General features: G+C 59.5%; 12 protein-coding genes. 6 read left to right on the forward strand and 6 right to left on the reverse strand.

The features are described from left to right. Window positions 1–15 precede the first annotated feature (15 nt). Window positions 16–1053 carry an alpha/beta hydrolase family protein gene (locus tag AB4O35_RS19715; RefSeq protein WP_065891022.1) on the forward strand — a complete coding sequence of 346 codons (1038 nt, stop codon included), beginning with the start codon at window positions 16–18 and terminating at the stop codon, window positions 1051–1053. Here AB4O35_RS19715 and AB4O35_RS19720 read toward each other — a convergent pair. The 3 genes from AB4O35_RS19720 to AB4O35_RS19730 all read right to left on the reverse strand — a co-directional run bounded on the left by AB4O35_RS19720 (window position 1047) and on the right by AB4O35_RS19730 (window position 5424). After that, window positions 1047–2222: an MFS transporter gene (locus AB4O35_RS19720; protein WP_460149201.1), complete on the reverse strand. Its 1176-nt coding sequence runs from the start codon at window positions 2220–2222 to the stop codon at window positions 1047–1049. The genes AB4O35_RS19715 and AB4O35_RS19720 overlap by 7 nt on opposite strands. Window positions 2223–2456: 234 nt before the next feature. Next, window positions 2457–4043 (reverse strand): ABC-F family ATPase, encoded by a 1587-nt coding sequence (locus AB4O35_RS19725; protein ID WP_082224316.1) that lies wholly within the window; start codon window positions 4041–4043, stop codon window positions 2457–2459. 142 nt (window positions 4044–4185) lie between these two features. Beyond that, complete coding sequence (locus tag AB4O35_RS19730; protein WP_065880456.1) at window positions 4186–5424, reverse strand: MFS transporter; 1239 nt, start codon at window positions 5422–5424, stop codon at window positions 4186–4188. Between the two features lie 155 nt (window positions 5425–5579). On the opposite strand from AB4O35_RS19730, the gene AB4O35_RS19735 reads away from it, so the two are divergent. Continuing rightward, a complete protein-coding gene (locus AB4O35_RS19735) occupies window positions 5580–6392 on the forward strand; it encodes a class I SAM-dependent methyltransferase (RefSeq protein WP_065873201.1) in 813 nt (270 codons plus the stop codon). Window positions 6393–6530: 138 nt separating this feature from the next. Here the strand turns inward: AB4O35_RS19735 and AB4O35_RS19740 are convergent, their stop codons facing one another. After that, a complete protein-coding gene (locus tag AB4O35_RS19740; RefSeq protein WP_065873200.1) occupies window positions 6531–6917 on the reverse strand; it encodes a TIGR03067 domain-containing protein in 387 nt (128 codons plus the stop codon). Window positions 6918–7318: 401 nt separating this feature from the next. Between AB4O35_RS19740 and AB4O35_RS19745 the strand changes: the two genes are divergently transcribed. Then, window positions 7319–8635 (forward strand): LPS O-antigen chain length determinant protein WzzB, encoded by a 1317-nt coding sequence (locus AB4O35_RS19745; protein ID WP_065945993.1) that lies wholly within the window; start codon window positions 7319–7321, stop codon window positions 8633–8635. Between the two features lie 253 nt (window positions 8636–8888). Then, window positions 8889–9788, forward strand: coding sequence for a lipid A hydroxylase LpxO (gene lpxO / locus AB4O35_RS19750; protein WP_065873198.1), 900 nt, complete (start codon window positions 8889–8891; stop codon window positions 9786–9788). Window positions 9789–9807: 19 nt separating this feature from the next. Here lpxO and ligD read toward each other — a convergent pair whose 3' ends face one another. Together ligD and ku are read right to left on the reverse strand one after the other, a co-directional pair. Then, complete coding sequence (ligD, locus tag AB4O35_RS19755) at window positions 9808–12285, reverse strand: DNA ligase D (RefSeq protein ID WP_460149202.1); 2478 nt, start codon at window positions 12283–12285, stop codon at window positions 9808–9810. Between the two features lie 3 nt (window positions 12286–12288). Beyond that, window positions 12289–13122, reverse strand: a complete 834-nt coding sequence (ku, locus tag AB4O35_RS19760; RefSeq protein ID WP_065873196.1) for a non-homologous end joining protein Ku — start codon at window positions 13120–13122, stop codon at window positions 12289–12291. Window positions 13123–13306: 184 nt separating this feature from the next. Here ku and AB4O35_RS19765 point away from each other — a divergent pair, with 184 nt between their 5' ends. Both AB4O35_RS19765 and AB4O35_RS19770 read left to right on the forward strand, forming a co-directional pair. Continuing rightward, window positions 13307–13621 carry a hypothetical protein gene (locus AB4O35_RS19765; protein ID WP_065873195.1) on the forward strand — a complete coding sequence of 105 codons (315 nt, stop codon included), beginning with the start codon at window positions 13307–13309 and terminating at the stop codon, window positions 13619–13621. Between the two features lie 12 nt (window positions 13622–13633). After that, window positions 13634–14791: a PQQ-dependent sugar dehydrogenase gene (locus AB4O35_RS19770; protein ID WP_065945992.1), complete on the forward strand. Its 1158-nt coding sequence runs from the start codon at window positions 13634–13636 to the stop codon at window positions 14789–14791. Window positions 14792–14856 lie beyond the last annotated feature (65 nt).

A 14856-nucleotide genomic window follows, 5' to 3' on the forward strand; every position in this document is an offset into this window, starting at 1 on the left:
AAGGTGGCCATCCCCATGATGCGTCTTTGTGCTGTTATGGTTCTTTCCCTGCTCGGCAGCCTGGTTTCAGTGCACGCCGCCCCTGCACCGCACCCCCATTGGAGTGTGGGCTTCCACCGCATGACTTTTCTCGACCCGCTGGACTTGCAGCCGATGAAAGCCATCGCGTTCTACCCGTCCACCGACGCTGAGCACACCACGCCGTTGGGCGCCTATCACGTCGCGGCCTCTGAAGATTCCAAGATTGCCATCGGCCGATTTCCGATGTTGATGTTGTCCCACGGCAACACTGGCACACCTCTGGCCCTGCACGACCTGGCCACGTCGCTGGCGCGTAAAGGTTTTGTGGTGGTGGCGGTGCTGCATCCTGGCGACAACTACAAAGACCACAGTCGACTGGGTACGGTGAGCAACCTGTATGGCCGGCCGATCCAGATTTCTGAAGCGATCACTGCCACCCTGGGCGATCCGATGCTGTCGCCCTTTGTTGACGTCGATCAGGTGGGCGTTATCGGTTACTCGGCCGGGGGTGAAACCGCGTTGATCCTGGCGGGCGCCAAGCCGGATTTCGACCGCTTGCGCCGTTACTGTCAGCAGCGCCCGGAAGATCGTGATGCCTGCACCACCAAGGGCGAATTGGTGGTGGACCGCGATGACCTGCAACCGCAATCCGACCCGCGCATTCACGCCTTGATGCTGATGGCACCGTTGAGCCTGATGTTCGGTCGTCACACCCTGGCCGACGTGCATGTGCCGGTGCTGCTCTACAGTGGCGATGGTGACAAGTTGGTGGCCGTGGACAAGAACGCTGCCGCCCTGGCGCGCAAGCTGCCTGAGCCGCCGGACTTCAAGCTGCTGGCCGGGGCAGGGCACTTCGTGTTCATGGCGCCGTGTGACAGCGACCAATTGGCGGCGATGCCGGCGATTTGCACGGATGCTGACGGTGTCGACCGTGAAGGCATTCACCGTGACTTGATCTCTGAGGCGGGGCGTTTTTTCAGCCACACCCTCGGTCAATCCACCCGCGCCGGTATGCAAACGGCTGATCAGTAAGCGCGGCGCATGAGCAACAGGGTCACGCCCAGGGCGGTGATCGACAACAGCGCGGCGCAGAAGAAGATCCAGCCGTAGCCGAGGTTCAAGGCCACGGCGCCCATCAACGGCCCGGCGATCGCGAGGGCCAAGTCAAAAAACACCGCATACGCACTCAGCCCCGCGCCTCGGCTGCTGTTGGGCACCTGCTTGATGGCTTCCACCCCCAGCGCCGGGTACACCAGTGACAAGCCAAAGCCGGTCAGCCCGGCTCCAATCAAGGCTACCCCGGTGGACGGCGCCAGCCATAGCAACGTAAGGCCGAGGGTTTCGATGGTCATGCAGGCAATCGCTGCCCGAAAGCCACCAAAACGGCTGATGGCGGAAATAAACACCAGCCGTGACAGGATGAAGCACGCGCCAAATACCGTGAGGCAGTACGCCGCGCCGACCCAGCCTCGATAGAGGTAGTACAGGGTGATAAAGGTGGTGAGGGTGCCATAGCCAATCGATGCCAGGCACAGGCTGGCGCCAAACGGCGCGATACGCCCGAACACTGCCCAAAATGGCAGGCGCTCGCCACGCACAACCGGCACCGATGGTTTGTTGCGGATCAGCACCAGGCCCAGCGCCGCCAACACTGACAGCGCAAGGCCGAGGCTGGTATAGCCGTATTCGGCCACCATCACCACACCCAGCGGTGCACCAATGGCAATGGCACCGTAGGACGCGATGCCATTCCACGAAATCGACCGCGCGGTGTGTTCGGCACCGACCTGGCCCATGCACCAACCAATGGTGCCCACGCCGATCAACCCTTGGGCCACACCCAACAACAGACGTGCGACGATCAGAATGCCCAGGCTCAGCGACGGCAGGCTTTCCACCAGCGTCGCGAAGAACGTCAGCACGCCACTCACAAGAATCCCGGCCAGCCCCAACACAATTGCACGCTTGGTGCCGACGTTATCCGACATGCGCCCGGCCATGGGACGGCTGAGCAGGGTGGCGAGGTATTGCGAGCCGATTGTGATGCCGGCCACTACAGCGCTGAACCCAAGTTGCTCGTGTACATAGCCAGGGATGACCGCAATCGGCAGGCCGATGCAGATAAAGGCGATGAAGGTGTAGAAGACGATGGAGACGATCTGCAGGGTGATCGACAGGGAGTTGGGGGTGGCGGCAGGCATGGCACTCGTTCGCTGGCGGGCGGTAGGCGCATCATGGCAAGGGGCCGGGAGAAAAGAAAGCAGCCTAACTATGTAGTGAGCGGGCTTGTCCCGCGCTGGGTGGCGAAGCCACCCCAATAAAAAACACCGCGGTCTGTCAGACAGAGCGCGGTGTTTGGTTTTAGGGCGGCTTCGCCACCCAGCGCGGGACAAGCCCGCTCACTACGGTAAGTCCGGTCAGCAGGGCAAGTCGGGTTAGAACACCACGCCTTGGCTGCGCAGGTAGTCGTCATAGGTGCCGCTGAAGTCGATCACGCCGGTGGCGCTCAACTCGATGATGCGGGTGGCCAGGGAGGATACGAACTCACGGTCGTGGCTGACGAAGATCAGCGTGCCCGGGTAGTTCTCCAGTGCCAGGTTCAGGGCCTCGATGGATTCCATGTCCAAGTGGTTGGTCGGTTCGTCCATGATCAGCACGTTCGGCTTTTGCAGGATCAGCTTGCCGAACAGCATGCGGCCTTGCTCACCACCGGAAATCACCTTCACCGACTTCTGGATCTCGTCGTTGGAGAACAGCATGCGACCCAAGGTGCCACGGATCATTTGCTCGCCTTGAGTCCACTGGCCCATCCAGTCGAACAAGCTCATGTCGTCTTCGAAGTCATGGGCGTGGTCCTGAGCGTAGTAGCCCAGCTCAGCCGCGTCGGTCCACTTGATGCTACCGGCATCCGGCGTCAGTTCGTTGACCAGGGTGCGCAGCAGCGTGGTCTTGCCGATACCGTTCGGACCGATGATCGCCACGCGCTCGCCTGCTTCAACCTGGAAGCTGAAGTCCTTGAACAGCGGTTTGCCATCGAAGCCTTTGGCCATGCGCTCGACAATGACCGCCTGGCGGTGCAGTTTTTTGTTCTGGTCGAAACGGATGAACGGGCTCACACGGCTCGAAGGCTTGACCTCGGCCAGCTGGATCTTGTCGATCGCCTTGGCGCGGGAGGTGGCTTGCTTGGCTTTCGAGGCGTTGGCCGAGAAGCGGCTGACGAAGGATTGCAGTTCGGAGATCTGCGCCTTCTTCTTGGCGTTGTCCGACAGCAATTGCTCGCGGGACTGGGTCGCTACAGTCATGTACTCGTCGTAGTTGCCCGGGAACAGGCGCAGCTCGCCGTAGTCCAGGTCAGCCATGTGGGTGCACACGCTGTTCAGGAAGTGACGGTCGTGAGAGATGATGATCATCAGGCTGGAACGCTGGGTCAGGATGTTTTCCAGCCAGCGGATAGTGTTGATGTCCAAGTGGTTGGTCGGTTCGTCGAGCAACAGCACTTCAGGGTCGGAGAACAGCGCCTGGGCCAGCAATACGCGCAGTTTCCAGCCAGGGGACACTTCGCTCATCGGGCCGAAGTGCTGTTCCAGGGGAATGCCCAGGCCCAGCAGCAGCTCACCGGCGCGGGATTCGGCGGTGTAGCCGTCCATCTCGGCGAATTCGGTTTCCAGCTCGGCCACGGCCATGCCGTCTTCTTCGCTCATTTCCGGCAGCGAGTAGATACGATCGCGTTCGGCCTTGACCTTCCACAGTTCCTCGTGGCCCATGATCACGGTGTCGAGCACGGTGAATTCTTCGTAGGCGAACTGGTCCTGGCGCAGCTTACCCAAGCGCACGTTCGGCTCCAGCATGACCTGGCCGCCGGACGGATCGAGGTCGCCACCGAGGATTTTCATGAAGGTCGACTTGCCGCAACCGTTGGCACCGATCAAACCATAACGGTTGCCTGCGCCGAACTTGACCGAGACGTTCTCGAAGAGCGGCTTGGCGCCGAACTGCATGGTGATGTTAGCTGTGGAGATCAATTACTTTACCTATCAATGGGTTGCGAGCGTGTCGGCAGGAGCCTTCAGGCATGCGTCAACAGCGACATCAAGGCGCGAAACCCGGTCGCTGAGCAGAAAATTTTGGATGTGTGTTGGAATTTGGCGCGCATTGTCGCATATGTCAGGCGACAGTTGTATGTCGAGCGAAGGATGGTTTCACCAACGTCTCCGGCATCGCCAGCCATAAGAGCGCCAGGGCCAGCGCGGCAACGCCGGCGAGTGTCAGGAACGCCGCGTTGTAGCCCGCTTGCTGCACCACGAAACCGGCCAGGCTGCTGCTCAGCGCCGCCCCCAGGCCGAACACGGTGGAGAGGGCGCCCAGGCTGACGTTGAAGCGGCCGGTGCCCTGGGTCAGGTCCTTGACGATCACCGGGAACAACGCGCCGAAAATCCCTGCGCCGATGCCGTCGAGCATTTGCACCGCCACCAGCCAGTAAGGATCGCTGGACAGCGTATAGAGCACACCGCGCAGCGGCAGGATCATGAAACCGGCCATCAGCAAGGGTTTGCGCCCCCAGATGTCGGCCTTGAGCCCGACCAGCCAGGCCATCGGCACCATCACCAATTGCGCGGCGACAATGCAGGCTGATGTCAGCGGCGTGGCCATTTGCAGGTTTATCTGTGAGAGCTTTTGGCTGACCAGCGGCAGCATGGCGGCATTGGCCAAGTGGAAAAGGGCGCAACAGATGGCGAATAACAACAGCGGGCGGTTCGCCAGCAATACCTTGAGGCCGGAAGGTTGTTCATGATCGGTGTGATGCTCAGGATCGAAGCCGCGGGCAACTTCGTGGTCGATCGCTGCTGCTGACACGCAGCTCACTGCCAAGACACTGGCGACTGCCATAAACGCCATCAGGTAAAACACCACCACAGGACCAAACAGGTAGGCCAGGCCACCAGCCAGCAGTGCGGCCACGGCGTTACCCGCGTGGTTGAAGGTTTCGTTACGCCCTGTACGACGGGTGAAGGCGCGTGGCCCGGTAATGCCCAGGGAAATCGCGCTGATCGCCGGAGCGAACACCGAAGCGGCAACAGCACTGGCGGCCTGGGTCAGCGCTACCAGGCCGAAAGAACTGACGAAAGGCAGCAGCACGCAACTGAGGGTCACTACGATGGCGGCCAGCGCAATCACGGCGCGCTTGCTGCGGGTGCGATCAATCAGCGCGCCCGCCGGGCCCTGGGTGAGCAGCGCGGCGATACCGGCCAGGGTCATGACCACGCCGATACTGGCCGGGTCCCATTTATGCACGGCCAGCAGGTAGATGGCGAGGTAGGGGCCCAGGCCATCGCGGACGTCCGCCAAGAAGAAATTGAGGCTGTCCAGGGACAAGGCGTTACGCAGGTCAGACTGTTTGTCCATGGCGAGATCTTCGGAGGCGGCGTTCGAGGGCAGAACGCGCATTGCGTTAATGACCCATGGGATTTGCGATAAGTTTCGCACGCTGCTCGGGGTTTTAATCCATAGGCGCTTGGCTTATTTTCTGAGTCCCGCCGTATTGATTATCTGGAGATGCAATGGACATGCCCTCAGCGCAACAGGCGATTGCCAGCAACAAGGACGCCTGGGACCAATCTGCCAACCTGCATAAAACCACCGACACCTGGAACGCGTTGCTCAACAGCGTGGGTGACGCCGGTTTTTCTTGCCTGGACCCCACCCTTACCGGCTTGCTGCAAGACATCGGCGTGGCCGGCAAGGATGTGGTGCAACTGTGCTGCAACAACGGTCGTGAAACCTTATCGTTATTTGGCCTGGGCGCGCGCTCGGCGGTAGGAGTGGATCAATCACGAGCGTTTCTGCAGCAGGCCCGTGAACTGGCCAGTGTCTCGCCGCACAATCCCGAGTTCATTGAAAGCGATATCCATCACCTGCCGCAGGATTTGCACCAACGCTTCGATATCGCCTTGGTGACTATCGGCGTGCTGGGTTGGATGCCGGATGTGGCGCTGTTCATGCGCCACGTCGCCAGCACCTTGAAACCTGGCGGCACGCTGGTGATGTATGAAACCCATCCGTTCCTGGAGGTGTTTGATCCTCGGGCGCAAAACCCCTTCTTGCCAGCCAGCTCTTACTTCCAGCGCGAGCCCTTTGTGCTGCAGGAGTCAATTGTCTATGAAGGCCAGGGCGAAGTTGCCGGGCCAACGTCCTACTGGTACGTGCACACGTTGGGTGAGGTGGTAAATGCCGCGATCTGCGCGCAGTTACAGATCAGCGACTTGCAGGAATATCCCCACTCCAATCGCGAAGAGCTTTACGACAGGTACGAACACCAGCCTGCGCAATTGCCGATGTGCTTCACCCTGACCGCCATCAAGCGCGCCGATTGAACCGATAGTCGACAGGCAAAAAAAAGCCCGCGAGGAGAGGCGGGCTAAGGGATTCACTGGAGTAGGTAGGCTTCACCCTATAGACCCGAAGGTGAAGGTTTTGTGAAAATACTGTCGCTCATTCGGATGGCGTTCCGATCAGGCGCGCCGCACGAAAGTGCGCATGGTTTGACCTGGGCCAGTACTGAACGCAATTGGCCTGGGCATACTTTCATCGGCTGCAATAAACACGAATTCATCCTCTTCAAGGCGATAACTGGCAGGCAAGTGTTTGCCTGCGTCATCCCCTATGGAGTCGATCCAGGTAATGCTCTTGGGAACGGTGCTGCTGTCCAGGGAAAACCGGCCAGCCAGCAATACCTCGCCGCTGACGGTCTTCACTTCGAATCGGTCGCCGGTAATAGTGGTGATTGCACCCGGGGCGCTGTGGGCATCGACGGGGTTGAGCACGCCACTGTCTTCGAGCGCTATTTGTTCCCAGGCACCTTGAAGGGCTTGGAAATCGGGGTCTGTTATAGATGACATACAAATTCCTTTTTGCTGAAGGGGGTTCCGTCGTTCATTAGAGGAAATGCAGCATTTCTTATTACTTTTTGCGTAATTACGCGTAGGAATAATCCTATTTTTTAGTTTTCACAGAAATTCTTCCTTAAAAGACAGGCAATTCGCGTTACGTTGCCTGGCCTCCGGGTAACGTCTTGTAACGGACCTCCTTTACGCTCGGTGCCTGTCAGTCATGACACCCGTGTCACTGAAATGAAGCCTCTTGTTGCTTAGGTGTAATGCTTCAGTGGATGGGGGTGGTCCCTTTGCCGGCAGAGGGCCGCGTAATGCTCCGGCCCGGACGTTGCCCCCTGTTTATTCAGTCGCTATCCAGGTCTGTGTTTTATGGGCGCTGGATTTCAACTCACCAGGGTGTATTAATTTTGAATAACACTCCCCAGCTGCATCGCCATTTACCGTCGGATGAAATCGATCTCTTTGAACTGTTCGGTGCTATCTGGAAGCAAAAAAAACTGGTCATTGGTTGCACGATCCTGGCGGGCCTTCTGGGAGTAGGCTACGCGTATCTTGCGACCCCGGTTTACCAGGTCAGCAGTGTGCTGCGGCCTGCCGCAATCAATGAACTGGATGCCCTCAACCGTTCCGAAGTGTACAAGCTACCGCCGGCCGAGGCGCTGAGCAAAGTAGGCGCACAGTTGGACTCATACGAAGCGCGCCTGGGCTTCTTCAGGGCCAATCCCGCGCTGTTCGAGGCGTTTGAGCAGCCTGGGCGCAGCCTGGAGCAGAGCTTTGAGACATTCAACAATAATGCCATTCGCCTGGTGCTGCCGGACCCCAAGAAGCCTGACGTCCTCAACACGTCCATCCGCTTGGAAATGCAGTACCCCAATGGGATCGACGGGGTGGCAATTCTCAACGGGTTTGTGGCTTACGCCATCGCGCAGCAGCGCGATCAGGTGGGGGCGGACCTCAAGGTGATCGTCAACAATCGCCTCAATGAGCTCAAAGGCAAGATCGATGCGGCACGTGCCAACTATGAAGCAGGCAAAACGTCGCAAATCGCCAGATTGCTGGAGTCGGATAAAGTCAAACGCGCTCAGTTGCAAGACGAGCTCACCGCGTTACGCCTGCAGATGAGGACGCAACGCACCAATCGGCTGGCCGAACTGGCTGAGGCTATCTCGATAGCCAAGTCAATCGGCATCAAGCACCCCACCACGCCTTCTGCCATGGGCGCTGATGCACTTCGTGGCGCGAACCAAGTGATGCGCACTGAAGTGACCAACCAGAAGATTCCGTTGTACTTCATGGGCACCGAGGCGTTGCAAGCCGAGCGGACCGCGTTGACCCAACGAACCAATGATGATTTTACCAACAGTCGCATTGCTGATATTGGCAAGGAATTGCGCATGCTTGACGTCAATCGCCAAGTGGAGGTCCTCGAAAGCCGTAAAGATGAAGACATATTCCTGCAAGACGTTGAACCCCTCTGGGCAGAGGAGGCCCGGCTGCGTGGCCTGAATATCGACATGAGTGCGCTGAAACTGGTGACAGTCGACCGGCAGGCGCAGGAGCCCTTGAACCCAATCAAGCCAAGGAAGGCCTTGATCATTGCATTGAGCTTGGTGGCAGGGCTGATGTTGGGCGTGTTGGTGGCGTTGATCCGGCATTTCGTCCAAGTTCGTCGGGAATCCGGACCCTTTTCTGTGTTAGATGAGCGTCGGCTGCCACGCCAATAGGACGGGCCGAACCCCTCGCGGGCTTGCCACACAACAAGCCCGCCCATCACATTCACAAGACAGCTTTTCACAATTCTTGTTTAACTTTTGGTTACAACTTGTGGCTAAATAACGGCAAAGGGCTACGGGTCGGATTGTCACTTAGCCGGTCGTGCCGATTGTGTGAATTGTGATTTCAGGTGTTGCTCTCCAACCTCGGCCGTAGTGGGCACGCAGGAGCTGCCTGTTTTCTTCTGACGTGTGACGAATCCCCGTGAAACTCATCATTGTAATGCTCTACGTTGCCTCGATTGCCTATGTACACCTGCGCGGTCGGGTGCGGCATAAGCTAGGCCGCCAACTCAGTGATCATTCGACCTTCCTGGCACCGGTCAACTGCTTTCTCTACCTCTTCTCTAAACTGCCCAGCCGACCTTATCTGTCGCCCGGCGATTTCCCGGACCTGAGCCCGCTGCAGGCGCACTGGCAAGAAATCCGCCAGGAAGGCCTGGCCCTGATGCGCGCCGGGGAGATCAAGCGCTCGGACCAGTACAACGACGTAGGTTTCAATTCCTTCTTTAAATCCGGTTGGAAGCGCTTTTACTTGAAATGGTATGGCGACAGCCATCCTTCCGCGATGAAGCTCTGCCCGCGCACCACTGAGCTGGTCCAGGGCATTGGCTCGATCAAGGCCGCGATGTTCGCCGAACTGCCGCCAGGTTCCAGGCTGGTGCGCCACCGCGACCCGTATGCAGGCTCGTATCGCTATCACTTGGGCTTGGATACCCCGAATGACCCGGGCTGCTACATCAATGTGGATGGCGAAAACTACTACTGGCGTGATGGCGAGCCGGTGATGTTCGACGAGACCTACATTCACTACGCCGAAAACACCACGCAGCAGAACCGCATCATCCTGTTCTGCGATATCGAGCGTCCGATGAAGTACCGCTGGGCCGCGGCGTTCAATCGCTGGTTCAGCCGTACCGTCATGGCCGCTGCGGGCTCGCCTAACGATGCCGGTGACCAGACCGGGGGGCTCAACCGCGCCTTCGCGCGCCTGTATAAAATCCGTCTGCGCGGCAAAGCGCTGAAAAAGCGCAACCGCATGCGCTACTACCTGGAAAAGTGGGCGATCTTCGCTGGGTTGGCGTTGATCTTTGTACTGATCTGAGGCGCACTCTGGGCGCTCTTCACGGCGGCGGATGGGCGCCCAGCTTATCCCACATCTTCTTGCTGATTTTCTGGCGATTGGCATACCCGTCCCAGGGATCAACCTTCAACGCCTTTAAACGCTCATGCACGTTGACGACCGTCCATTGCTGGGCACCACGCAAGCCCTTCAATTCCTCACGACTGACCGGCACCGACACCGGCAATCCAGGCCGCGCACGCACGGAGTAGGCTGCCACGGTACTGGCGCCTCGAGCATTGCGCAGGTAGTCGATAAAGATCTTGCCGACACGGTTTTTGGGCCCTGACGTTGCGGTAAAACGCTCCGGCAATTGCGCGGTCATGAACTGGGCAATCGCCTTGGCGAATGCCTTGACGGTGTCCCAATTGTCGCGCCGCGCCAGTGGCACGACCAGGTGCAGGCCCTTGCCACCGCTGGTCTTGACGAACGCTTGCAGCCCCAATTCGTCAAGCACCGACAGCGTGAGCTGCGCCGCTTCCAACATGGCTTTCCAAGGCAGTGCCGGGTCGGGGTCGAGATCGAGCACAAACAGGTCCGGGGTTTCGATCTTGTCGGTGGTGCCGCCCCAAGTGTGGAACTCCACGGTGCCCATTTGCACCGCACCGATCAATGCAGCGGCGCTGTCGATTTCCATCAGGCGTGCAGGACCAGGGTCGAGCGCCTGATCCAGTTGCTTGATGTTAGGAATCGCGAGCCGCTCGGAATGCTTCTGGAAGAACTGCTCGCCTTCAATGCCCTCAGGCGCTCTGAGCAGCGAAACCGGACGGTGCCGCAGGAAGGGCAGAATCCATTGGCTGATGCTGTCGTAGAACTGCGCCAGTTGCTGTTTTTGCGTACCGGTTTGCTTATCGATTACGCGGTCGGGATGGGTGATGTTCACGTTGCCGCTGGTTTTTTTTGCGGTTTTCATGGATTTGGCCGTGCGCGGTTGCTCATGAATGATCTGCGCAGCCGGTTTATCGGTCCGCATGCCGACGAACGCGGCCTGGCGAACCACGCCTTCCCGGGTCCATTCGGCAAATTGCACCTCGCCAACCAGCGTCGGCTGCACCCAATGCACACCGCGGGCCTGGGCGCTGGTCAGCGGTTTTTCCAGGGGGGACGTGCTGCACTCCAATGGCGTAAGTTGCGCGTAGATCGACTTCAGCGACGCCTGATCAAAGCCTGTGCCCACCCGCCCGGCGTACACCAGCCCGGAATCATCATTCACCGCCAGCAACAGCGCCCCGAAACCACTGCGTGAGCCCTGCGGCCGGGTGTAGCCAACAATCACAAACTCTTGGCGCAAGCGGCATTTGAGCTTGATCCAATCGGCACTGCGACTCGACACGTAGGGGCTGCCCAGGCGTTTACCGATCACGCCTTCCAGGGCCAGGTCGCATGCGCTTTCAAAGATGTCACGATGGTGCGCAGTGAACGCTTCGGAGAAGCGCAGCAACTTGCTTCGACTACCGGCCAGCGCGGCCTTGAGGGCTGCGCGGCGCTCCTCGACAGGCGCCTGGCGTTGGTCCTGGCCATTGAGGAACGGCGCATCGAACAGGTAGTAGACAATGTCCAGGCTGCGCCCAATATCAAACGCGTTTTGCAGCGCCTGGAAGTCCGGCAGGCCGTCGCCGTTTAGGCTGACCACCTCACCGTCGAGCCAGCTGTCCTTGAGTTTCAGCGCTTGCAGGGCCTTGGCTTGACGGGGCAGGCGTTCGGTCCAGTCATGGCCATTGCGGGTGAACAGGCGTACCTCGCCGTCACGAATGCGCGCGAGCATGCGGTAACCGTCGAACTTGATTTCGTAATGCCAGTCGCCTTCTGGCGCGCGGTCCACCAGCGTGGCCAATTGCGGGGCGAATTGCTCGGGGAGGGTGGCTAAGGTTTTTTGCGGCTTGGGCTTGGGTTTGGCTTTAGCGTTGGGTTTGCCGACCGAGGCGTTGCTGAGCACGCTGTTCGGTTGGGCCTGGACAATATCGTAGTCATCGGCAGGGCGTGCCTGTGCGTCCTTTTCCTTGATCAGCAGCCATTGTTGTTTATCGCCGCTGCCCTTCAGGCGGGTGCGCACCAGGGTCCAGTCGCCTGAGAGCTTCTCGCCAACCAAGGTGAATTTGAGCTTGCCGGCGGCGTAGGCCTTGTGCGGGTCGTCATGGGGTTGCCACACGCCGCGGTCCCACACGATAACGTCGCCTGCGCCGTACTGACCCGCCGGAATATTGCCTTCGAAGCTGCCATAGCCGAGGGGGTGATCTTCAACGTGGACGGCCAGGCGTTTCTGGCTCGGGTCCAGGCTCGGGCCTTTGGGTACCGCCCAACTGAGCAACACGCCATCAAGCTCCAGGCGGAAGTCATAGTGCAGGTTGCGCGCGTCATGTTTCTGGATCACGAAGGACAGCGCCGAGGCCTTCCGTTTGCCGGCGGGCGCACTGCCTGCCGGTTCGGCGGTAATCCCGAAGTCGCGCTTGCGGTTGTAGTCGCTGAGGGGCTTTGGCATGACTTATGAGGCCTTGGTAGATTTCTTCACCGCAGGCTTCTTCGCCGGCTTACCGGCCAGGCTGCGCTTGAGCAATTCCGTCAGGTCAATCACATCGGCAGATTTACGCTCCTCACCGTCCGTGCTGCTTTCCACGTCCTCGATCTTGCCGGCCTTGGCCTTCTTGGCCACCAGCGCCATGATTTTCTCTTGGAAGCTGTCGCGGTAGTCATCCGGTTGCCAGTCGGCGCTCATGTCTTCCACCAGACGCTTGGCCATGTCCAACTCACCTTTGGCCAACGTGGGTTTGGTCACGTCGCTGCCCAGTTCCAGATCGTCCAGGCTGCGCACCTCGGCGGGCCAGCGCAACATCACCAGTATCAAGGCCGAGTCCAGGGGCATCAATGCGGCCAAGTGCTGCTTGGTGTGCAGCACCACATTGGCCAGGGCGACTTTACCGGTTTTTTTAAGGGTTTCCCTGAGCAACGCATACACCTTGCCGCCGCGTTTGTCCGGGGCGAGAAAGTAGGGGGTGTCGATGTTCTGCAACGGAATCTGGTCGCTGGCAACAAAAGCGATGATTTCAATGGTCTGGGTCGACTTGGGGTGGGCCGAGCGGATTTCTTCTTCGCTGAGCACCACGTAACGGCCTTTCTCGAACGCGACGCCTTTGACGATGTTCTCTTTCGTCACTTCCTTGCCGGTGGTCTTGTTGATGCGCTTATAGCCCACCGGGTCCATGCTGCGTTTGTCGAGCCAGTCAAAGTCAACGCCCTGTGATGATGTGGCCGAGACCAGTGACACCGGTATATGCACCAGGCCAAAGCTGATGGCGCCTTTCCAGATTGCCCGTGGCATATGTGCGATTCCTTACATAGAGGCTGTGTTCTGGTGACTCGGACCCTGTGCGAAAAGTTTCCACGGACAGATGCACGGACAGATCGTGTTACACCTGATGAGAAACTATTTAGTGTCGAAAGCCGAACCTGAGGCGTAGCGTGTTATCGAAAGCACGTACTCCTCGCCCCAGAGAGGCTATGTCATGAACAGCTGTGTGCGTCACGTTGCGGCGCTGGTGTTGAGTTTGGCCCTTGCCCCTTTGGCCTATGCGCAAAACCTGCCCGGCAACAACAACTCCAACAACGGTCCGATTCACCGGGCCAACCCCAATAGCATGCAGGGCACCCAGCCCAATGCGCCGGCCATTCGCGGTATTCAGACTGGGCCGACCACACGTACGCCGACCCTGGAGAACGGCGGCATCGGCAACCGCTATCCCCAGCGCGATGCCACCCCGAACCGCCCGGCCACCGAAACCAAAGCCCCTACTTATGACGCCAGCGGCAATCGCCGGTAAGGATCCCGCCTTATGTTTCTACGCAAAACCTTGTTAGCCGCCCTTTGCGCAACCACGCTGCTGCCGTTGACGGCCGCTGTCGCCGCCGAGGCCCAGCAGTTTCCCAGCGAACAAGGCAGCATCACTGCCACCCCGATTGCCAAAGGCCTGGACCATCCATGGGCGGTGGCCTTTCTGCCGGACAAGCAAGGCTTCCTGGTGACGGAACGCCCCGGCCACCTGCGCTTTGTCAGCCCGGACGGCAAGCTCTCCGCGCCACTCAAGGGCGTGCCTGAAGTGTGGGCCAAAGGGCAGGGCGGTCTGCTCGACGTGGTGCTGTCGCCGGATTTCAAACAGGACCGCATGGTCTACCTGTCCTACGCGGAAGGCGGCGGCGAGGGCGGCACGGCCGGCACTGCAGTGGGCCGTGGTCGCCTGGCGGCTGACCTCAGTGGCTTGACCGACTTCAAAGTGATCCTGCGCCAGGAGCCTAAGCTGTCCACCGGCAATCACTTCGGCTCGCGCTTGGCCTTCGACCGTGACGGCTACCTGTTCGTGACCCTTGGGGAAAACAACGATCGTCCGACGGCCCAGGACCTGGACAAGTTGCAAGGCAAGGTCGTGCGCATCTACCCGGATGGCCGCGTGCCGGATGACAACCCGTTTGTCGGCCAGCAAGGCGTACGCCCGGAGATCTGGTCCTACGGCCAACGTAATCCCCAGGGCCTGGCATTGAACCCGTGGAGCGGCACGATATGGGAAAACGAACATGGGCCGCGCGGCGGCGATGAGATCAACATCATCGAACGGGGCAAGAATTACGGCTGGCCGCTGGCAACCCATGGCATCAACTATTCGCTGACACCCATACCCGAAGCCAAGGGCAAGACGGTGGAGGGCACGGTGCCGCCGCATCACGTCTGGGAGAAATCACCGGGGATCAGCGGGATGGCGTTTTACGATGCAGACCGCTTCAGAGCCTGGCAGCACAACGTATTTATCGGCGCGCTGGTCAGCCAGGAGTTGATCCGGTTGCAGTTCGATGGCGACAAGGTCGTTCACGAGGAGCGTTTGCTGGGCGGCTTGAAAGCGCGGATCCGCGATGTGCGGCAGGGGCCCGATGGCTTTTTGTACGTGCTGACGGATGAGGAGGATGGCGTGCTGTATCGGGTTGGGCTGAATCAGGACTGAGGTAGGCCGACACGTCCATGTGTGAGCTGGCTTGCCTGCCATGCAGGCACCTCGGTGTATCGCAG

Source organism: Pseudomonas sp. H1_A03, assembly GCF_054685145.1.